Source organism: Pontibacter kalidii, from assembly GCF_026278245.1.
In the GTDB taxonomy this organism is placed as follows: Bacteria; Bacteroidota; Bacteroidia; order Cytophagales; family Hymenobacteraceae; genus Pontibacter; species Pontibacter kalidii.
This window is the reverse complement of sequence record NZ_CP111079.1, coordinates 884189-904621: the sequence shown is the minus strand read 5'-3', so window position 1 is coordinate 904621 and position 20433 is coordinate 884189. Positions and strand designations below refer to the sequence as shown.

Genomic DNA, 20433 nt, shown 5'->3' with positions numbered 1-20433 from the left:
ACGCTAGCGATAACCTGGTTGTGCAGGGCAGTTCAAAAAGGCATTTGACGCTAGGCAAGGTATGAATTCTTCCGCTGTTCCGGACATCGGTGTCCGGAGCCATTTCTGCTGCGGATCACCAGATCCGTGTAAGCCATACTTTTATACTTGCTGCTATACTTTATACTTCCTATGGCGCAAGTGTGCGCTTGTGCCTTTATACTTTTTGCCGCTGCTTCCCGCAACTTGAACTAAGCTATACTTTCAAAACACCCCTGATCCTCTAGTTCCCACCGGCCTATCGTTTCATAGTATACTTTCTGCCCTCCCAGGCCGGGAGGCCTCGCCTTGGGGGTAGGGGCCCTCGATGAAGGGCATCGCGCTGTGTTCCCTCCTGCGCCAGGGCGCTGCCGCTCACGCGGCACCGGATCTCACAAGGCGCTCAACCCAAAGGCTGGGATTGACACATCTTAGTTAAAGCTTTTGCTACTGAAAAGGGAAGTATAAACTAGTACTACAGAAACTGTCCCCTTGAGGACAAATAATAACGGGAGTTCGAAACTTGCGAGCAAAGCTCACAGGGTGGGGTATACTTTGAAGGGGCAGCAGCTACAGCACTCATACTTCAGCAGAAGTAAAAGCAGGCTCCCCTCCTTGGCTAAGGAGGGGTAGGGGTGGTTGGATTTCGTAGTCAGCGGCCTCGGTTTCACCTCCCTTCCCACAAGATCCTTTCAGGAGGACAGAAAAGATGCAAGCATACTTCTTAGGAGGGGTTAGGGGTGGTTGGACCCAATACTGCAAGTATAACTCACCCTTTCGCGGACTACCAGAACAAAAGTTATGAGCTGGCGAGCGTGATACTTAAAGGCCGGTTTATCGCAACCTGGATTACAAGTATAAATCCCCGTCCCCTGCCTCCTCTCCTGCACATCCCCTGAAAGCACCTATTACCGGCGCCTGAACTGGCAGGAAGGGAAAAACGTTGCGGTAAAACGTATAAAGTAGTAGTACCTAAGGCATACCATTAACCGATACGAGCGATGATCATCAAAAAATCATTCATAATAGTGGCCGTTATTATCCTCATACTGATCGGCATCCGGTTGGCCCTCCCCTCTCTGGTGAAGGACTATGTGAACAAGACGCTCGAGGAACTCCCCGGCTATACGGGCCATGTCGAGGATATTGACCTGCACCTCTACAAGGGTGCGTATACCATTGATGGCCTGGTACTGGAGGAAGAAGGTGGCAACCCCAAATACCCGTTTTTAAGAATTAACCAAACCCACTTGTCTATCGAGTGGAAATCGCTGTTTAAAGGAAAGCTGGCCGGCGAGGTAGTCATGAACGCGCCCCAGCTGAACATTGTGGAGGCTGCCAAGGCCGATACTGCCTCCAAGGAAGAACCTACCCGACAGCATTGGTCGGATGTGGTAAAGGACCTGATGCCTATCCAGATCAACCGCTTTGTGGTGAACAACGGCAAGTTGGCTTACTTCGACTTCACGGAAAAGCAACAGATAGACCTGCACATATCCGACATGCAGCTGGTGGCCCTGAACCTGGCCAACGTGGAAGATGCAGCAAACGAACTGCCCTCGACGGTATACCTTACCGGGAAATCGGTGGGTGGTGGCGCGTTGAAGGGGAACATGAAAGCCAACCTGTTAAAGGAGATCCCTGACTTCGACATGAACATGCAGCTCACGCGGGTAAACCTGACAAGTATAAACGACTTTATAGAGGCCCACGGCAAGTTTGATGTGGAAAGAGGTACCATGGACCTCTACAGCGAGCTAAAGCTGAAAGATGGTCAGTTGGATGGATACGTAAAGCCTTTTTTCGAAAACGTAAAGGTGCTTAACCTGAAAAAAGATGTGAAAGAGGAAGGTATTCTACGGACAACCTGGGAAGCCATAGCAGGCTTGTTTGTGGAGGCGGCCGAAAATCAGCCACGGGACCAGGTTGCGACCAAGGTGCCGATCTCCGGTAATGTGAACAAGCCCGACACCGACATTTCCACCACGGTGTTCAACGTCCTGCGCCATGCCTTCATCCAGGCCTTCAACAAAGGCATAGAAGCAGAAGCAACTAAAGCGGAAGCCAAAGAAGAAAAGAAGTAAGCGGCAGGAAGGAGGTTTTACCGGCACAGAACAGGGGCTTTAACGAAAAGCCCCTGTTCTGTGCCGAAAGGTGTTCCCCGCTGGCGCGAGCTTCCAGCTCGTGTCTTGTTCCATAACTTTTCTGGAACAAGGCCTCATGTAGCAGTATTGTCCCCTTAAGGGGGACTACAGGGGTGTAAAACTACAGAGCAGGCTGCTCATGTGCGCAAAAACGGGTGAATCTGCAGGTATAAACATCCCTATGACCTACGCTCGCAAGTTTCGAACTCACGTTCTTACTTGTCCCCAAAGGGATAGTTTAACCTCAAAAAGGCCGAATCTGAAAAAGATATGGAACAGGATATGGCTTGCAGCTCGTGTCTTTTCATTTCCACGCGCTATACCTCCAGCAGAGGTAACAGTACGAGTTGGAAGCTCGCACTAACATGACCTATACCAGCGCAAATTTATACTAGCACTGCCCGATACATACCTTGTGCGTTACCCTGAGGCGGCTGTTATAAGTAGTTGTAAGAATAAACAGCAAGTATAAATTTCAGAAAAAGGCAGGATTAGGCTTTGCGGTTGTGGCCCGGATAGGCTTGTCCACATGCGGGAGGAGTACTTTTCCATACTTACCCAACGTGAAAAACCGTCAGCTCTGACAACAACATACCCAACCCATCGAGTTGTGGAACATAGCGCTAACAGACCAGAAAAACTGGCAGAGGCTATCGTAGTACTGGAGCCACACCTCAGGAAGTATAGCCGCCCATTAGGCCACTGTGTAAGCGTTTTATTCCGGAATTTGCAGCCTTAACACCAGGCGCCGGGCCGTTCACGCGGTAATTCTGTAAGTTGTTCGGGATGTGCTAGCTTATGGGTAAATTAGGTAAGAGTTTTCACACTTATTTTACCTAAAACCTTACTGCTATGAAAATCTTTTTATTTATTTCCTCCCTGCTTCTCTTCTCTTTCCTGTTGCTTACACTGCCTTTAAAAGATCTGCCCGAAAAAAACAGCAAGCCGACCAGTACTGCTGCTGCCCTTCAGGATGACCAGGAAAAGATTAAGCTCGGGGAGCACCTGGTCATTACATCCGCCTGCCACGATTGCCATACGCCTAAGAAAATGACTGCCAAAGGCCAGGAGTTCGATTTCTCGAGAGCCTTATCCGGCCACCCTGCCGATATGCCGCCGCCTGATGTGAACCGCAAGGAGATGGAGCAGAAAGGCCTGGTGGTAACCCAAACCCTGACCGCCTGGGTAGGCCCCTGGGGAATTTCGTATGCTGCCAACATAACCTCCGATGCTACCGGCATTGGCAACTGGACGGAAAAACAGTTCTTTACGGCCATACGGGAAGGCAAGTATAAAGGCATAGAAACCAGCCGCCCCTTACTGCCCCCCATGCCCTGGGACATGTACAGAAACATGACAGACGAAGAGTTGAGCGCCATTTTCGCCTACCTCAAGTCTACCAAGCCCATCAAGAATGTTGTTCCCGCCCCTGAGCCTCCGGTTACAGCCGCACCCGGCAAATAAACAGTATACTTTGCTCTAACGTATCCGGCAAAAGCCCCCGGGCGAAGGCTGGCGTAAGGGAAACCTACGCAATGATCCTTAGATCCTTGCCTGGTAGGTATACAGCTGGTAGTATCTTCCCTGCTTTTCGAGCAGCTCTTCGTGGCGGCCCTGCTCGGCAATGCGCCCCTGCTCGATCACCAGGATCTGGTCGGCCTGGCGGATGGTGCTGAGGCGGTGGGCGATCACGAAGGTGGTGCGGCCCTGCATCAGGTTTTTAAGGCTGGCCTGTATCAGGCTCTCGCTCTCGGTGTCGAGGTTAGAGGTAGCCTCGTCCAGTATGAGGATGCGCGGGTCGGCAAGTATAGCCCGGGCAATGGCAATACGCTGCCGCTGCCCGCCTGAAAGCTTCACGCCCCGCTCCCCGATCAGCGTGTTCAGTCCATCTGGGAAACGGTCGGTAAACTCCTGCACGTGGGCTGCCTGCACGGCCTGCATCAGCTGCGCCTCCGTGGCGTTGGGCCGTGGGAAAAGGATGTTTTGGCGGATGCTGCCCTCGAACAGGAAGTCGTCCTGCAGCACCACGCCCAACTGGCTGCGGTAGCTCTGCAAACTGATGCTTTGCAGGTCGTGTCCGTCTACGGTAATGGTGCCGCTGTCGGGGTTCAGGAATGAAGCGGCCAACCCGGCAATGGTGGTTTTGCCCGAGCCCGACGTGCCTACCAGGGCGGTTACGGTTCCGGCAGGGGCCTTAAAGCTCACCTCCTTCACCACGTCCTTCCCGGTTTCATAGGCAAACGATACCCGGTCGAACACAATGTCGCCGTGGATGTGGTTGAGCTGCAGGGTGCGCTGGCCGCTGGCATCTTCTGGGGGCGTGTTCAGGATCTCCTGCGTGCGGTCCAGGCCAGCGAAGGCCTCGGTAAACTGGCTCCCGATGTTGCTCATCTGCAGGATAGGCGCGATCATAAACCCTAAGTATAAGGTAAAGGCCAGGAAATCGCCGAAGGTCAGTTCGCCGTTCATGATCAGGTAACCGCCAATGCCCATGATGCCCGCCGAGGCCAGGCCCAGCAGGAGCGTTGCCGCACTCGTCACCATACTTGTCGTCACCAGGCTTTGCTTCACGTTCAGGAAAAGCCGCGTTACGCCGTTCTCAAAGGTTTTGATCTCCTGCTCCTCGGCATTAAAGCCTTTGATCACGCGCACGCCGCCCAGCGTCTCGGTCAGGCGGCCCGTCACCTCGGCATTAATCACGCCCCGCTCGCGGAAGATAGGCCTGATCCGGCCAAACGCTTTTGTGGAAATCATCCCGAAAATAGCCACCGGAATCAAGGCAAAACCTGTCATAAGCGGGCTGATGTAGAGGAGCAGCACCAGGCAGATGAGCGAGGTCAGCACGCCGCCCACCATCTGGGCAAAGCCTGTGCCCACCAGGTTGCGCACCCCTTCCACATCCGTCATGATGCGCGACACCAGCTCCCCGGTTTTGGTGTTGTCGAAAAAGCGGATGGGCAACCGGATGATGTGCCGCTGCACCTGCGCCCGCAGCTGCGAGATGAGGTGCTGTGCCTCCACGCTCAGGATCTGCGTGAGCGCAAAAGAGGTAACCGACTGAATGGCAATGGCCGCCACCACCCCTCCGATGAGCCACCACAGCATGGTGCTGTCGTTGTTGGGGATCACGTCGTCAATCAGGTACTTGCTCGCCCCCGGCAGCACCAGCCCCGCCACCCGGCTAATGATGATCAGGACCAGCCCGACTCCCAGGTATTTTTTTCGCGGCCAAATGATGGTCTTAAACACCTGGGCCATGGTAACGTTGTGCAGCTTTTTCGATTTTGACATAGTTTATCTTTTGTCTCCTTTGTTAGGAATGTAGGGCGATGGTATTGGCGTTGAAGTAGGTTTATACTTTGGCTACCGGGGCACAAGTTAGCTGTTTTCCTGGTTTCAGGTAGAGATTGTTCAAAGGGCAAATCATCTACAGCTCATTCAATTGGGGTTTTAAGCACATTTTCAATCCTTCACCAGTAGATCTTCCCCTACCCTCTTCGAAGGAAGAGTCGTGTCATTCAGGCAGACTCTCCCCTTGAGGGCAGGGCCGTTAGATTCTCCCGAAAACTGTCCCCTTGAGGGGACCACAGGGGTGTAAAGCCTTTGCCAATGTTTTCTGCCAAGCGCCCCCCCACCATGAGCTGCGCTCGCAAGTTTCGAGCTCCTGCTCCCACTTGTCCTCAAGGGAAGAATCTAGTTCTCACTATTTTCAACTTTACCGCCACGATAAGCCACTTTAAGTAAGAACTTAACGGCCTTCCCCGGGAGGTTAAGCCGATTATATTTGTCTTCAAGATTCCCCGAAACAAGCTCGGGATTCTCAATTTCCAGGATGACAAAAAACTTTATAAGTAGAAGAGGCAGTTGAACAGATTTCTGCAATAATTCAGAGGAAATGCTAATAGGCCAGCAGGCGCCCGCACGCAATCACCACCACCCACACCACGATAGAGCACACGGCCACGCCTTTTGCAGCCCAGGGTGTTTTGGTATGCCCCCACTCCGCCGATGCTGGAGCGAGATACTTCTGAAACACCCCTGCATTTAAACCGCCCACTGCCAGCATGATCATCTTAATATGGAAAACGGGATCGCCTGCCAAGGCTACCGCATTGGTGCTGAACAGCAATATCCCCGAAGGGATGATCAGGTATAAACCCCTTCCGGACCAGGGCAATAAATGATGGGCAAGGTCTGGCAGAGGAAGCTTCCTGGCATAGCCCAGCAAGCGCAGATCAAAAAGAAAGGCAGCGCCTACCAGCAGCACAATGCCCAGGATGTGCAGGATCTCCAGAAAAGGGTAAAGCCAGGCTGACTGCCGGATGACTACGGCCAGCGAGGAGTCTTCCAGTGCTTGCAGCAGTTCTGCCAGGGTAAGGCCCACCGCTAGCGCAGCTCAAATTTCTTATCCCCCACATAAATTCTCTCGGCGCGCATCTCGTCCTTTACTTCCTTATGCGGATATCCCACCACGCGCACCGAATCGCCGGGCTGAATCATGTCCTCTGTCAGGCCGCGGGATTCCATTCTGCTGGTTGGGGCCAGCACTACAGTCCACATGTTGTCCTCGTGCTGCATTTTCAGCATCCCGTGCGGGTTTTCATACGTGAGTTCCTCTACCAGCCCGGTATAGTCGAGGGTTTTGGTCTGGTCGTAATTTGCCCAGCCATGATGCAAAACCGAAAGAGCCACAGACAAGGGCACGAGCAGAAAGAGGGGAAGGTTACCAGATAAGACCATAAGTATAAACCGTTTAAGTGATACACTTATGTAAAAACGAGGGCTAGAAAAAAAGGTGCCACCTCCGGCGGGGGCAGGAGCTACGGATACCAGGATCCTCCTATACTCTCCCTCTGGCTATGGTCGGATAGTATATTTCATGCTTTATAGTCTATCAGAATCAGCCACTTCCGAAAACCTGCTTCTGTTTTATTACATTTCTAATAACCTCTGCAGCAGCCAGAACGTACTAAAGAAGCTAAAAAACCAATATATACGCCTATAGCCATTTGTACATACCTATTACGTTAAAACCCTTATTTCCTTAAATTGTACATTTTATGAAAAAGCTATTATTTATCCCCTTATGTCTTTCCCTGTTCCTGGCTTCCTGCAACAACGATGACGACGAAGCAGTGATCCCGGCCGTTTCGGAACTGGATGCTGACATGCGTGGCGACTGGACCAATACCTCCGTAGAAAGAACATACTACTCCGACGCAGGCACGGTCATGTATGCCGACACATCAGAGAGGCAGGCAAACTTTCATTTCGATGGTCAGAAGATGACCGTGACCCTGCAAGGTAGCAGCAATAAGGATGTATGGAACTACAGCTTCCCGGACCCGAATGACTCTACCTACATACAACTACAGCAAGGCGGTGAGACAAATGACTATGTAGTTACGTCCATGTCAGACACGGAGATGGTCTGGGTGGATGAGATCGACTGGGCTGGCTTCCCGGAGGAAGTACCGGATCAGGAAAAAACTACCTCCCGAAAAGGAGTCTACGTCTGGAAATTCGTACGGAAGAACTAACCTTATAAGAGATTATAGTTTATTCTCAGGCCCGGGCTTATCGTCCGGGCTTTTTTTGTTCCTCACCGTTTATGCTTCTTACCTAACCTGGCCTTGCCCTGGCAATATCAAAAGAAATATATCCTGTACCGGCAGGCCACCGTTAGAGAAAGTATAAAAATAAATATATGAACACGAAGCACATAAAGCGAGGGGTGCTGGGATTGGCCTTTCTGAGCACCCTATGGCTGGGCGGCTGCCGGACTACCTCACCTGGCGGCTCTCCGGGTTCGGCTACGGCGGAAAACAGAAGCCTGGCTCCCCAACGGGTGGATATAAGAGGAAACGTTATTGCGAGCCGGTATGCCGAAGGACAGGTTGTTTTGGAGGTAGAAGCGCTTGCTCCTTCTGTGGATTCACGCTACCAAAGGGCTTATGTGCTTGTAACGCCAACAGCCCAGATGGTTGGCCCGGATGGAGGGCCGATCAGTGTAAGTGAATTACGCCAGGGACAGAGGGTGGCTATCTTACTGAGAGGCGGCGGACAGGGCACCCTGTATGGCGTTGGCGTAGCCCGCAAACTATGGGTAGAGGATGACATTTAAAACAAGATAGCCAGTACGAGCTGTAGATTAGTCATAAAAGGAGCAACCAAACGCCCCTTTTCTTTATCTGATCTATACGTCATCCAGATACACTTATACAGTATAACTAAAAACACACCAAAGCAATATGCACCAGCCTGACGCCACCTGCTTTTGAAAACAAAACAGCCGCTGCTTTTCAGGCAACGGCTGTCTTGCTTATACTTGCATCAGGAGAGGTTAAAACCCTCCGAACTCTCTGGTCCCTCTGTCGGTGTTGTGCGAGGTTTCCCCGTTGCCGCTGTTACTCCGGCCGCCATAGCTGCCGCCGCCCATTGAGCTGGAGCCGCCATAGTTTCCGGAAGAGCTTCCGTAGGTGCTTTGGCCGAACGCGCCTCCCCGGTGGCCACTAGAGTAGCCGGTGCCGCCGCCGTAGTTGCTGCCTCCATAAGAGCTGCCCATGCCTGTGCCGTAGTTCTCTGAGAAGTTACGCGTGCCATAATTAGGAATGCCGCGATCGGAATGCGTGGAGGACTCGCCCATGCCATCGCCGAAGCGTGAGCTTCTGTAACCGCCTCTGGTACCGGGGTAATATGGTTGGTCATCTCCAGAACCTCCCCTGTTCCGGGTGCTGTCTAAGGTGTTATACCTATCAGAGGTGCCCTCGTAGCTGGAGATGCCATATCCCTGACGTATGTTGCCGCGCAGGCCCCGGTCGTTGTCCCGGCTGTCTTCGTACCCTCTGTAATCATCCTGGTAATTCCTGAACCTGTCGCGGTCGTGGCTGCTGTTTTCAGGGTAGCGGCTGTTCTGGCTCCAGTCGTTGCGTGGGTAGCCGGAGTTGCCTCTAAAACTGTCTTCCCCTCTCCTGCGCCGCTCATAGGCGTCGCCCATGTCGCCCTCATGGTAGCTTCGGATGCGGCTGTTGCGCTCGTAGTCGCCGCCCCTGTAATGACGCTCAAAGTCATCCGTCAGGTTTCTGGCGCTGTGGTAGTGGGAGTCGTTGCTGTAGCCCTCGTACCCGCCATAATCAGGTCCGTAGTTGTTGTTTCCGTAACGATCTCTTTCTTGTCTGTTCATAGCTGTTTATTAGGTTTATAAAATGTTACTCTACCTATAAACGACCCACGGCCCGGGCGGTTATATTTATACCGGCTGCTCGCATCAAGCACCGGGAAGAAAGTGCTCATACTTTGGCCCCTGGCATTAAGGCAGCTGATAGCTTTCCGCGAGCAGTTTTTGGCGAGCAGGCTCCTACTCCCCTGTTTCCCGCACACGCCAGGCCAGTACCTTAAACAGGATGTACAGCACCGCGAAAATAGCCATGGCGATTAGTGCCCAGCGCTTCTTGCGGTTCATCTCCTGCCAGTAGTCGCGGTCGGCCTCCGTGGCTTTTAATTTCTGCCGGATGGCCGCGTTGGCCATCTGCTCGATCTTCAGCTCCCGGCTAAGGGAGTCCAGTTGCAGGGTATCGGGCAGGTAAACGGTCTTTGTGAGGGGGGTGCCGGGGCACTCGGGGCAGCTTCTGTAGCGGGGGGCGAAAGCAGCGTCCGGCCTGGCCACCAGCATCGGGCTGGGAATCAACCTGTCGGGCGAGATCTGCTGCCTGGCAGGTATGGCGGGCGGGTAGAACCTCGGGGGCAAGCGCCTGGCAGCGTGGGCTCCGTCGTGCCTTTGGGCGTAGGCTTCCTTTTTAACCACGTACTCGGCCAGCTTCCCCGGGTTATCCTCGAAGAACTTTTCGGCCTGCCGTTGGGTAGCGCAGGAGCACAGCAGTAGCAGCATTAGTAGAAATATAACCCTCATGTTTGCGATTGCCTGTTAGTTTTGCGCCCCGCCGTGGTTCGGCCTTCCATCGTTACATACGGAAACATTCCATACCTGCGGTACTTCCGGGGTATAAGGTATGGCCTGCCAAAGCAGCCGGATGCCCTGGCAACTTAAAAAAATATGCCCAGGTTAGCCACCTTATAATTGGGTAAAACGCTATATCTGGAAGTATCTATCTCTCGATGGAGAGAGTTTATACTTTGCAGCGCTTGTTGGGTTGCACCGGAGGAGAAGCTTTTTACGGGCGAGAACTGCATAAAAATCCTCTGAAGAATGGCGGCGGGTATGGGTGTATGGCAGACGGCACCACCTTTCACAGGCATGTTGCGTGCATTGGCTTTGAGAAAACCTTGTTATACCCGAAAATTTTAAATTTTATGGAAACGATTTATACTTTTGGCCTTATTTTTACCAAAAATAACCTGATGGAGTACAGGAAGATTCATTATTGGCAGTATGAGCCGGGGGAAGAGGAAGAGCGCGTGCTGGAGGCGGCCCTGGCGCTTACCAAAAAAGGAAGGCATAACAGGTACCTCTCAGAGATAGCCACGTTTATCACCGAGCATACGGGCGCAAAGTACATCGTTATCGGCCAGCTCTCCGAAGACCGGGAACACATCCACACCCTTATCTTTATGGACGATAAAAAATTGCTGGATAACTATACCTACCCCCTGAAGGGCACTCCCTGCGAAGTGACCCTTGCCCAACGCTTCTGTTACCATCCTTTTGATGTGGCCCCTTCCTTTCCGGAGGACAAGGAACTGCAGGAACTGCAGATCGAGAGTTACCTGGGCAGTATCCTCCTCTCGGAGGAAAATGAGCCGATCGGCCTGACAGTGCTGATGGACGCGAAGCAGATAGAAAACGCGGCCTTTGCCGAGCATCTGATCATGGTGCTAAGCCCGGCTATAGAAGAAGAGATAAAGCTGCTGCGCTAGCGCCCGCTTCCGGGCCTCACCCTCTACTTCCACCCCTTCAAGGGTATGATCAGGACATAGGCTCACTACTCGGCTCACCTCCCGCGCGTTTTCAAAGCGTGGTTCTCAGGGTCGGCCCAGCTTTTGGTTTGCATGCCTGGCAGCAGGTGTCGCTTATACTTGTGCAGGCTGAAAACTGGGCCGACCCTGAGAACCACGAACCGCAAGCTTTCGGCAGAAACAAAATGTGTCCGAATGGCAGGCCCACCCACAAGAGGGGGCTTCAGTTTGCCTGGCAAACGGCCCTGATACGCACAAGGGAAGCTCTGGTGGTATAAGCTCCTCCTCCCCGACGCATTTGTACTTCATTTATACTTTCAGAAGCGTATACCCCTTAGCGCCAGATCTTTGGCAGACTGAACTGCGTTCTCCCGATGTGTAAACAGGTATGGCAAATGAAATCATGTACGACCAGAACAGTATTTTAATCGTAGCGATCCTTTTTGTGTTGATCCTGTTGGCAGAAGAGGCGGGATACAGGCTGGGGAAGTACCACCAGGGCAAAACCGATGTGGATGTAAAGGCGCATACCAACACCATTCAGGCCGGCATGCTTGGTTTACTGGCGCTCATACTTGGCTTTACGTTCAACATGTCGCTGCAAAGATATAACGGCCGGAGCGAGGCCGTCATCCAGGAGGCCAACGCCATCAGTACTGCCCTGATGCACACTTGGCTGCTGCCCCATCCCTACGACTCGCTCACGCACAGGCAGCTGCAGCAATACGTAGACCTCCGGCTGGCCCTAAGCAATACCGACTACGCCATGGTGACGGAGCAAAAGGCGCTGGCTGAAGAGACAAAAAACCTGCAGAAAGCCGTCTGGATGAACGCCGTAAGCGCAGCCCGCATCGATCCGCGCCCCGTAACGACAGGCTACTTCCTTAACGCCCTCGATGAGATGATCAATGCCTACGGGGAGCGCAACGCCCGGCTGCAGCTGCATGTGCCGGAGGTGATCCTGTTTATACTCTTTGTCGTGTTCATTTCGTCGGGGGCGCTGATGGGCTACGCCAGTGGCCTGGGCCGGAAGAGAACCTTTATGCCTTCTGCCATGATGACGTTTCTGATCTCGCTCGTTGTCTTCATCATCATAGATCTGGACAGGCCCAACAGGGGCATCATTAAGGTGAACCAGGAAAGCATGCGGCAGTTAAAGGCAGAGTAACGTATGGGCCGCTTTTATCATCCTGTTATAGCCTTTGCTTTATTCCCGTAAATATCCCAGCTTTAGGCTGTGATGCCCATGAACCGTTTTTTCCCACAAGAGCACGCCGCCAGGCTGCTCCGCACTATCCAGTCATCAGGTATCAGGGCGGCGTATGAGCCGGAAAAACACCGCCTCACGCTGCTGGACGAGGCCGGGCTGGAACAGTTATACCTCCGCTTGCCCTTAACGCTTCCATTCCCACACCCTACACAGGCGAACCAAAGTATAAACTATGTGATCTTGCTGATACAGGCAGGCAACTGTGCGCTAGGCTATTTTGAGAGCGGCCGCTGCCTTAACCACAAGGTGTTCCGATCTTACATGGTGCGCAAGAAGCAAGGCAAGAGCCAGATCAAATACCTCAAGACCAAGGGCAAGTCGCGGGCAGGCTCCCGGGTGCGGCTGGGCGAAACGGTGGAGTTCTTCGAGAACATTAACGAGCGGCTGCAGGAGTATTTCGAGGCGCACGAAGTGCACCGCGTCGCCATCAGCTGCTCCAAAACGCTCATCCCCTACTTATACAGCTCCAAAGTGGCCACGCCTTTCGACAAGCAGGACCCGCGCCTGTTCAAGATCCCGAAACACATCCACACGCCTATTTACGAGGTGCTGCTCGATGCAAACCGCTTCCTACAGCGTGGCGAGCTGATCTACGAGGAGCAACAGCAGGAATGGGTGGATAAGCTGGTGGCTGATGCCGGCTTAGCAGGCTTAGAGGAGGAAAGGGATTCGGATGAAAAAACAGCGTGGGCCGGCGACCTGGAGGAGGAGGAGTACTTTGATGAGGAGGAAGAGGATATAGGGGAGTGGGACTGAGCGATTTATAAAGCCAGTCCTCTGCCCCACTCATGATCGGTATTTTACCTAAGCCCTTTACCTTACTCCATCATCTTTGATCTTGGTTTTAATCTGCTCGGCCATCTGCGGCGATACGTCTACGCCATGCACCTCGCGGGCGTGCTTGCTGGCTTGGGTCAGGACTTCCTGCTCGGTATTGGCCCGCACTTCGGCATTGCAATCAAAGCCCACATCGCGGCACTTCAAAGTTTTCATAGTCGGTAGGTTTTAAAGTATAACAATCGGTTTTGCTTCTGCACCGGTATTAGGTTTCCGAGCAGTGTATGATAAGTTATACCCCCTGTCAATTATTTAGTTATACTTTATCATGATAATTTAGTATACTTAAAATATAACACTCCCGCCTTCCTACTGTCGTTCTGCCTCTGCCGTCATGCGCTTCTGCCAGGGCCAGCCATCGGCCTCGGGCCGGGGCGTTACCCAGCTTTTGGCGCCCCAGGTATACGGCACGGCAGCCAGATCTACGTTGGGATCTACGATGGGGTGGCGCGGGTAGCCGTTGAGGCTGAGTCGGGAGACGGCGTATACTTCAGGCTCCTGCATGCCCTGCCGCTTGTACTCCCCTTTCAGGAACTGCGCGAACTGCCAGATCATGTCGGGGTGCTTGGGCAGTTCCTTCAGCTGCTCCTTTGCCAGGTATCGGTTCGGGAAAACAGTTTCCTGCCGCTGCGTAGCCGCGTCTTTTACGAGGTAGGTAACCGTGCCGCGCTTGGTGCGCAGCATCATGCGCCACGAGAAGCGGTGGCCCTCCTCGGTCCAGTTCACGTCGCCGGGTATGAAGAAGTGCCGCAGCGGGAACAGCAGCTGCCAGCCCAGGTAAAGTATGAAGAACTGCACCCCCAGCCGCTGCTGCCAGCCCGGCTGCCTCAGGGGAAGGTGCTGTAGCGCCTGCGGGTCGACATCCTTTCTGAAAAACCACCGCGCGATCTGCTCCGGGCTGAAGAAAAGCACATTGGCCGCTATCATGAAGTAAGGGAACACGCCCACATGGAACACCGCCGAGTTGAAGATATGAAAGGCAAAGGCTACCCAGAAGGCCACCATGCGCGTGCGGGGCCACAGCAGCGCAAACCCGATCAGGAAGTCGAACACCACGCCGCCCCACACCACCAACTGAATCATAGCCGGCGTGTTCAGGTACGGGCCGATGACGTAAAAGTGGGTTTTTGCCGCCAACCAGATGCTCACGGACTTTGCCGCCAGCCAGTCGGGCTGCAACTTGGCCACGCCGGCGTAGAAGTATACCAGCAGCAGCTGCCCCCTGAAGAGCCATAGCGTCCACTGCGGCGCCACCTCTGTCTCCAGCTCCGGCTGCCGCTGCACGTCCCACGATAGTTTCTGGTGCGCCGGCAGCAGCACCATCAGCCCGCTGATGAGCCAGATAAGGTAATGATGGTTGAGGTAATGCGTTTTCTCGGAGAAGAAACCATAGCCGAACAGCAGGAAAAACAGGAAGGAGGAGAGTTTGTAACGCCAGCCCACCATCATCAAGAAGCCCAGTAGCGCCATCAGCAGGTACACATACACCATGCCGTAGCCCGGCAGCGGCCTTATCCACTCCAGCCCGATATAGCCAAAGTGGTAGGTAGGCTCCACGTAATGCTCCTGCACCCAGTTTATGAGTACGGCCCCCACCCCCTCGCAGAACATCAGCAGCCCGAACAGGATGCGGAAGTACACCAGCGGGTAAATACTAATAGGCTTCAGTAGCTGCTGCGCGAGTTTCTTCATAAAATGGGGAGGATAATCAACCTCTACGAAAGTATAAAAAATACCACTAAATCAAAGTATACTTCCAAACCAAAAATACTTTGCTTTCTCATCGGTAGTGCATTACCCACACATGATATTAAAACAGGGCCGCCACCGTATAAATTACTGATCAGAAACATCCTTTTCCTGATCTTCGTCATCAGTAAAGTATAAACAGGTGCCGATTTTTGCTCCGTACAATATCATGAACCATTAAAAACAAACTTATGAAAGAAAACACAGCCAAACAGTTTGCGGGCAGAGTGGCCATTGTAACCGGGGCCTCGTCGGGTATTGGCAAGGCAGCTGCCCTGCAGTACGCCCGCGAGGGAGCTCGCGTGGTTGTCTCGGACATAGCCCAAGACAAGGGCAGCCAGGTGGTGGACGAGATAAAGGCCGGTGGTGGCGAGGCCATATTCGTGAAGGCAGACGTCTCGAAACCGGAAGAGTGCGAGCAGGTGGTAAAGCAGGCCGTGGCCGCGTTTGGCCGCCTGGACGTTGCCTTTAACAACGCCGGCATTGGCGGGGAGACGAACCCTGTAGGCGACATGAGCATAGAGGGCTGGGACAAAGTGATTGCGATTAACCTGAACAGCGTGTTCTATTGTATGCACTACCAGATCCGGCAGATGCTGCAGAACGGCGGCGGGGCCATCGTGAACAACTCGTCTATACTGGGGCAGGTGGGTTTTGCCACCTCGGCGGGCTATGTGGCAGCCAAGCACGGCGTAGTGGGTCTTACTAAAAGCGGAGCGCTGGAGTACTCGGCAAGAGGCATACGCGTGAATGCGGTGGGGCCAGCCTTTATCAGAACGCCTTTGATAGCAGATATGGGGGAAGAAACCCTGCAGATGCTAACACAAAAGCACCCCATCGGCCGGCTCGGTGAGGCAGAGGAGGTGGCAGAACTGGTGATCTGGCTGAGCTCTGATAAGGCCTCGTTCGTAACCGGCGCTTATTATGCCGTGGATGGCGCTTATCTGGCGCAGTAAGGTTAAAGCGACGCTGTCACCTGGTTGCCCCTGCGCCGTAATTGAACCCCTTGCAGGTAAGTATGCTCCTTACAAAAACAGGAAAACCTCCTGCCCTCGAATTTTCACTGCGGCAGGAGGTTTTCGCTTACTATTGCTTTGCAAAGGAGCTTAAATAGCCGGATCGGGTGGTGTGTTCGGGTTATTGAGTCGCTCTTGGTCCGGGTAAGGATAGAAGTTTCTGTTACGCTCTGCCGTACTTTCCGGAGGTCCCGGACGACCGAAACGGCGGCTGTCTTCCCATTTCTGCCCCGTTAAGAATAGCTCGGCAGAACGCTGCTTGTATACTTCCAATAACAGGGCCTCCCTTGTAACCGGGCCACTATACGCCGGCAGCGCAGCATTAACCCCAAACGGATCTCCGGATGTCTGTGTCCGCACTTCATTGATCAAAGCCAAGGCCTCTTCCAGCGAGCCATCACTACGAAGTATAGCCTCTGCTTTAATCAGCTTAATTTCGTCAGGCAGGTACACCGGAATAGGATCTGTTGGCTCTGAAAAGAAGCCTGTAAGTGTTCTTACCGGATCTCCGTTCACAACTGCGCTCGGATCACTCATATAAAAATCCTCTCGTGCATCCCCTTCTTCAAACAATTCTGCCGGTAAGCCAAAGTTATCGCGCGGCCTGAAGTACCCAAGTATAGCTACGGTATTATAAACTGGATTAGGACTAACCGTACTGTAAACAAACTCCGACGTACTTTCCAAGTCTACAAGATTAGCATTGGCCAGTGCCGCTTCGTAGTTGCCGGCATACAGGTTATACCTTGCATTATAGGCATAAAGTATATTTTTTAGATCAAAGGATGATCCTGTAACAAGCCTTGTGAATTCCGTAGAAACCGGTGTTTCATCAAGTATGGCAATGCCCTGGTTAAGGTGTGATATAGCCTCCGCCAGCACCTCTTCTCTGGGCTTAAAGGTCACTTTTTCGCCCCTGCTGGTTTCGGTATTTGCCTGCTCAAAAGTAGTGGCGAGTGTTGCAAGCGCGATAGCTTTAAATAAATGTGCGTTTGCAAGCATACCACTTAACATACCGTCTGTGATAGTCGGAACATTAGGGGCATTCTCCAGAATCTGCTCACTCATCAGCATCACCCGTTGCATCCTCGACCAGATACCAAGAATATTCCCGTTAAAACTGGGTAATGCCGTGCCTCCGGCCTCCAGTTCCAGCACGTTCGTGAACGTGGCCACCCCTTTCAACTCCCGGCCGGTAACTCCTCTGTACAGGTAGGCGGCTTCGATCCCGGAGGTGGAATAAAACTGCCTTACACCAACACTTAGTGCGATCAGGCCTTCCCGGGTTTCGACCACCTGCTCTTCATCCGGAGCGTTGGGGTTGGTGAGGTCAAGCTCACAACCGCTTATTAACAGTAGCATGCCTGAGAGGACACCTATTTTCAGGTTTTGAAGTATATTTTTCATGTTCGTATCGATATCAGGTAAGACAATTAGAAAGCCACAGTTACACCTAAGGCATAAGTTCTGGGTATGGGCACCTCCACAAAATCGAAACCGCGTACGGCATTGGTTTGCCCTGCAGCGTTCACTTCCGGATCGTAGCCGCTGTAATCATCAATGGAGAAAAGATTGCGGCCTGCCAGGTTTACGCGCACGCTGCTGTTTCCCAGAAATGCAGGCTTAAAGTCATAGCCAACCGATACTTCTCGGAGCTTGATGTAGGATCCGTCTTCGATGTAGTTTTCAAAAATACCGAACAAGGCAGCCGAAGTCCCTTTTGGCACCTCTCCTCTCAGTTCAGGCTCATATCCTGCAAGGCCACCGTACAGGTCGCGCTCTCCTACGCGGCGTGTAAAGTTAAATACATCAAAACCGTAGGCAGCATCAAACTGCGCCCGGAAAAAAAAGCCATTCGTCAGGGATATCTCGTTTATCCAGGATCCTGTCCAGTCGGGGTTAGGATCACCGATCACTTTCGGCACGGTTGCCCCAGCAGGTTGCCCTGTTTCGGGGTTTCGCCCTACACGTTCGGGCTGCGGCAGCCCCGCAGGGGTCAGTAAAAGCGATCCGTCAGGGTTTCTGGCAAAATAAGTACTGTAAAAAGCCCCGATCGGATACCCGTTTACAGCAGCCACCTGCCCGAAGCCGCCAGGAAAGGTTACTACGCCTCCCGGTATGTCGTTTAGCCTGTTCTTGTTCCTGGAATATATCAGCGTTGACGTCCACTTAACGCTCTCTTTTTGAAGCGGGGCGCCGGTTAGCAGAAACTCAACGCCCTTATTGGTCAGGGTGCCAATGTTTACATACTGTGTCAGGTAACCGGTGGTAGGTGCCAGCGAAATGTTGAGCAGCAGATCTTCCACGTCTTTGGTATAATAGGAGAACTCTAAGCCCAGGCGACCGTTGAGTAAGCTCATGTCCACGCCAAACTCTGTTTCTGTTTGCCGCTCGGGTTTGATTTCCGGGTTACCCAACAGGGTTGGAGAGGACACCCCGGGGAAACCAGGCAAGGAGGCGCCCACAAAGTTTGTTAAGCGGTCGTAGGCCTGAATAGCTGTTAAATTACCAGATTGGCCGTACGATGCTCTAAGCTTCAGGGTAGGCACCACCGAGCTCCAGCGCTGCCAGAACTGCTCATTGGAAATCAGGTAGCTGGCACTCACTTTGGGGTAAAACTGCCACCTGTCGTCGGGCCCGAAAACAGAGGACACATCATACCGGCCTGCACCTGTTAAGAAAAAACGATCACCGAACCCAAACGTCTGCTGGGCAAAAAAGCCTAGTATGTTGATGTCGGATCTTGCCTCACCGGTAACTATAATGGCGGCCGTAGAAGGAGTCTGTGCCTGCGGCACGAGCTGTGTACCTGTTATGCCTGTCGTGTATATTTTCTCAGTCTGAGCCGTAGCTCCCACACCGGTGGTAGATTCCAGCCAATCAGACAGCATCGTTCTGTAGGAAATGTTGAGGTCATTGTTCAGCAGGTAGGCCGTTCTGTCTGCACGTCGAGAATAACCTGCATCGTAGGAGGGAGTGGTGTTGCCTACCGGAATAAATCCGGTGGCTATCTGCGTAGAATTATCATAACCTAATGTATAGTTGATGTTAAGGTTGTCAATAGGCGTTACCATCAACTGGAAGTCACCAATAAACCTGCTGGTACGCTGGCGGAAGTCAAACCGGTTGATGGCCTCCAGTGGGTTTGTTCTTCTAAGTATAGCCGTAGGGGCCGTAGAGGGATATACTCCTGTTACCGGATCCGGCTGCGGATCAATAAAGTTGTTGCTAAAGATAAAGCCTGTCAGGGCACCATATGCCTCACTTAAGCCGCCGTTTGGTATTTCCTCGCTGGTGCTAAGCACATAGTTTGCCCCCACCGAGACGGATATCCAGTCTTTCAGAGTCTGGTCAACCCGGATGCGGGCGCCTCCCCTGTTAAATTTAGTGTTATCAATAATCCCCTGATTCCGTAAGTAGTTTCCGCTAAGAAAGTACTGTGTATTGGCGCTACCTCCCGAAACCGAAACGTTGTTCTCTGTTCCAAATGCTGTCCGGAAAATCTCGTCCTGGTAATCGTAGCGCTGCACCGGCTCCTGCGTCAGGTCAGTGGCAGTAGTATTTATAAAACGAAAAGGGTAATCGTTATACTCCAGTGTTTTGCGCACTTCGCTTACTCTGAATTGGGTAGATACCTGTATTTGTGGCTTACCTTCTACACCACGCTTGGTAAATATCTGCACCACACCATTGCTCGCCCGTGAGCCATAGATTGCCGCTGCTGCAGCGCCTTTTATAATTTCGATGCGTTCTATATCATTCGGGTTGATATCTACCAGACGGTTTTGGGCATATCCTCCCAGGTCAATCAGTTCCGGAGAGCTGTTGTTGATGATCACACCGTCTACGATATAGAGCGGGTCGCCGGACCCCACTACTGTACTGGTACCCCTCAGGCGCACACTGATACCACCGGCAGGGTTACCGGAATTCTGCGTGATCTGGGCGCCGGCCACTTTACCTGCCAGGGCCTGGTCTATGGAAATGGCAATGCTGTTTTCGATCGCTTCCCCGGATACAGTAGAAATGGCATTCCCTAGCTGCTTTTTACTTGTAGCTACCGAGGTACCTGTTACCACCACTTCATCCAGCCCCACAATATCCTCGCTTAGCTGAACGTCCAGATCAACTGCCTCTGCAGTACCCAGTACAACCGGCCTGGTCTCCGGTTTAAAACCGATAAACGAAAAATTTAGCTGGTATGTGCCCGGCGGTAAATTAGCCACTAGGTCGTACTCACCATTGGCATCTGTTGCCGTAGCGGTGTTGCTATTCTGAAACTTAACAACAACGCCCGGAAGGGGGCTTTTTGTACGGGCGTCTGTCACAGTCCCCGAAATGGTGTAGCGTGTGTTCTGTGCCAGCGCCGCCTGGTTTAGCAGACCAAGTAGGAGCAAACACAAAAAGGAAGCCTTTACATAAGACTTCCTTTTAATGTAGATCTTTTCCATAGTTAGGTTATTTTGTACTGTTCCTTCGCATTTAT

At 52.7% G+C, this 20433-nt stretch carries 18 protein-coding genes; 8 read left to right on the top strand and 10 right to left on the bottom strand.

What is annotated here, in order from left to right; all coding sequences use genetic code 11:
- Positions 1-50: 50 nt before the first annotated feature.
- On the bottom strand, positions 51-224 hold the full coding sequence (locus OH144_RS03740) for a hypothetical protein (protein WP_266204956.1): 174 nt from the start codon (positions 222-224) through the stop codon (positions 51-53).
- Positions 225-1019: 795 nt separating this feature from the next.
- Here OH144_RS03740 and OH144_RS03735 point away from each other — a divergent pair.
- Together OH144_RS03735 and OH144_RS03730 are read left to right on the top strand one after the other, a co-directional pair.
- On the top strand, positions 1020-2102 hold the full coding sequence (locus OH144_RS03735; RefSeq protein ID WP_266204955.1) for a DUF748 domain-containing protein: 1083 nt from the start codon (positions 1020-1022) through the stop codon (positions 2100-2102).
- A gap of 912 nt (positions 2103-3014) precedes the next feature.
- Complete coding sequence (locus OH144_RS03730) at positions 3015-3626, top strand: c-type cytochrome (protein WP_266204954.1); 612 nt, start codon at positions 3015-3017, stop codon at positions 3624-3626.
- 78 nt (positions 3627-3704) lie between these two features.
- Here the strand turns inward: OH144_RS03730 and OH144_RS03725 are convergent, their stop codons facing one another.
- The 3 genes from OH144_RS03725 to OH144_RS03715 form a co-directional block, all read right to left on the bottom strand.
- Positions 3705-5453, bottom strand: coding sequence for an ABC transporter ATP-binding protein (locus tag OH144_RS03725; RefSeq protein WP_266204953.1), 1749 nt, complete (start codon positions 5451-5453; stop codon positions 3705-3707).
- 607 nt (positions 5454-6060) lie between these two features.
- Entirely contained in the window at positions 6061-6546 is a 486-nt protein-coding gene (locus tag OH144_RS03720) for a DUF6644 family protein (protein ID WP_266204952.1), read from the bottom strand.
- Positions 6547-6548: 2 nt separating this feature from the next.
- On the bottom strand, positions 6549-6902 hold the full coding sequence (locus tag OH144_RS03715; RefSeq protein ID WP_266204951.1) for a DUF6152 family protein: 354 nt from the start codon (positions 6900-6902) through the stop codon (positions 6549-6551).
- A 320-nt stretch (positions 6903-7222) separates the two neighbouring features.
- Between OH144_RS03715 and OH144_RS03710 the strand changes: the two genes are divergently transcribed.
- Positions 7223-7702, top strand: a complete 480-nt coding sequence (locus OH144_RS03710) for a hypothetical protein (RefSeq protein ID WP_266204950.1) — start codon at positions 7223-7225, stop codon at positions 7700-7702.
- Between the two features lie 167 nt (positions 7703-7869).
- Entirely contained in the window at positions 7870-8286 is a 417-nt protein-coding gene (locus OH144_RS03705; protein WP_266204949.1) for a hypothetical protein, read from the top strand.
- Between the two features lie 219 nt (positions 8287-8505).
- On the opposite strand, the gene OH144_RS03700 is transcribed toward OH144_RS03705, so the two are convergent.
- Positions 8506-9345, bottom strand: a complete 840-nt coding sequence (locus tag OH144_RS03700) for a hypothetical protein (protein ID WP_266204948.1) — start codon at positions 9343-9345, stop codon at positions 8506-8508.
- A gap of 174 nt (positions 9346-9519) precedes the next feature.
- Positions 9520-10071 carry a hypothetical protein gene (locus tag OH144_RS03695; RefSeq protein ID WP_266204947.1) on the bottom strand — a complete coding sequence of 184 codons (552 nt, stop codon included), beginning with the start codon at positions 10069-10071 and terminating at the stop codon, positions 9520-9522.
- Positions 10072-10472: 401 nt separating this feature from the next.
- Between OH144_RS03695 and OH144_RS03690 the strand changes: the two genes are divergently transcribed.
- The 3 genes from OH144_RS03690 to OH144_RS03680 all read left to right on the top strand — a co-directional run bounded on the left by OH144_RS03690 (position 10473) and on the right by OH144_RS03680 (position 13101).
- Positions 10473-11036: a hypothetical protein gene (locus tag OH144_RS03690; protein ID WP_266204946.1), complete on the top strand. Its 564-nt coding sequence runs from the start codon at positions 10473-10475 to the stop codon at positions 11034-11036.
- 427 nt (positions 11037-11463) lie between these two features.
- Positions 11464-12243, top strand: a complete 780-nt coding sequence (locus tag OH144_RS03685; protein ID WP_266204945.1) for a bestrophin-like domain — start codon at positions 11464-11466, stop codon at positions 12241-12243.
- A gap of 78 nt (positions 12244-12321) precedes the next feature.
- A complete protein-coding gene (locus OH144_RS03680) occupies positions 12322-13101 on the top strand; it encodes a hypothetical protein (RefSeq protein WP_266204944.1) in 780 nt (259 codons plus the stop codon).
- A gap of 57 nt (positions 13102-13158) precedes the next feature.
- Here OH144_RS03680 and OH144_RS03675 read toward each other — a convergent pair whose 3' ends face one another.
- Both OH144_RS03675 and OH144_RS03670 read right to left on the bottom strand, forming a co-directional pair.
- The gene (locus OH144_RS03675; RefSeq protein WP_266204943.1) at positions 13159-13338 is read right to left on the bottom strand and encodes a DUF1059 domain-containing protein; all 180 of its coding nucleotides are present in this window, start codon (positions 13336-13338) and stop codon (positions 13159-13161) included.
- A 153-nt stretch (positions 13339-13491) separates the two neighbouring features.
- Complete coding sequence (locus tag OH144_RS03670; RefSeq protein WP_266204942.1) at positions 13492-14874, bottom strand: HTTM domain-containing protein; 1383 nt, start codon at positions 14872-14874, stop codon at positions 13492-13494.
- Positions 14875-15122: 248 nt separating this feature from the next.
- Here OH144_RS03670 and OH144_RS03665 point away from each other — a divergent pair, with 248 nt between their 5' ends.
- Entirely contained in the window at positions 15123-15887 is a 765-nt protein-coding gene (locus OH144_RS03665; protein ID WP_266204941.1) for an SDR family NAD(P)-dependent oxidoreductase, read from the top strand.
- A 150-nt stretch (positions 15888-16037) separates the two neighbouring features.
- Here OH144_RS03665 and OH144_RS03660 read toward each other — a convergent pair whose 3' ends face one another.
- Entirely contained in the window at positions 16038-17354 is a 1317-nt protein-coding gene (locus OH144_RS03660) for a RagB/SusD family nutrient uptake outer membrane protein (protein WP_266204940.1), read from the bottom strand.
- 26 nt (positions 17355-17380) lie between these two features.
- Entirely contained in the window at positions 17381-20398 is a 3018-nt protein-coding gene (locus OH144_RS03655; protein WP_266204939.1) for a SusC/RagA family TonB-linked outer membrane protein, read from the bottom strand.
- Positions 20399-20433: the final 35 nt, after the last annotated feature.